Genomic DNA, 604 nt, shown 5'->3' with positions numbered 1-604 from the left:
GCGCGCGCGCGCGCGCGCGCGCGCGCGCGCGCGCGCGCGCGGCGCGCGCGCGCGCGCGCGCGCGCGCGCGCGCGCGCGCGCGCGCGCGCGCGCGCGCGCGCGCGCGCGCGCGCGCGCGCGCGCGCGCGCGCGCGCGCGCGCGCGCGCGCGCGCGCGCGCGCGCGCGCGCGCGCGCGCGCGCGCGCGCGCGCGCCGCCCCCCCTAGTCCCCCCCCCCCTGGGTGGTGGCCCCCTTTGGGGCCAGGTCTCCAGGGGCGGCTATGGAGCCGGCCAGTGCCTGCTTCTGGCTGCCGTCGGCCTGGTTGCCCCGGTTGAACAGGTCGCGCAGCAGCTCGGGGTGGGCGTTGAAGAGCCGGTGGTAGAACGAGCCGGTGATCTGCTCGATGGCCGCACCGACCACGGGCAGGGTGGCACGCACGGTCTGCGCGGACTTCTCGGAGAGCATCCGAAGCTCCAAACTCGCATCTGAGATGCGCATTTTACGGTGTGGGAATACCTGGACCGCGTACTGCTGAGAACAGTTGGTACCACTGCTTACACCCGGGTGCCGCTCGGGGGTCTCGACCCTGCGGACACCGCCCGCTGCCACCCGAAATGCCCTGGTC

The 604-nt window shown here is 77.8% G+C and carries 1 protein-coding gene and 1 pseudogene; one reads left to right on the top strand and one right to left on the bottom strand.

Translation table 11 applies throughout. The annotated features are described in order from the left end of the window. Positions 1–205, top strand: a 205-nt coding sequence (locus KCH_RS42895) for a hypothetical protein (protein WP_208866005.1), incomplete at its 5' end; no start/stop codon positions are given. A 47-nt stretch (positions 206–252) separates the two neighbouring features. Here KCH_RS42895 and KCH_RS31365 read toward each other — a convergent pair. Then, positions 253–444: pseudogene (locus KCH_RS31365) on the bottom strand (globin family protein); the annotation flags it as partial. Positions 445–604 lie beyond the last annotated feature (160 nt).

Origin of the sequence: Kitasatospora cheerisanensis KCTC 2395 (assembly GCF_000696185.1) — a bacterium.
In the GTDB taxonomy this organism is placed as follows: Bacteria; Actinomycetota; Actinomycetes; order Streptomycetales; family Streptomycetaceae; genus Kitasatospora; species Kitasatospora cheerisanensis.
Note: the sequence above shows the minus strand (reverse complement) of the source record. Positions and strands in the feature narration are given on the sequence as shown.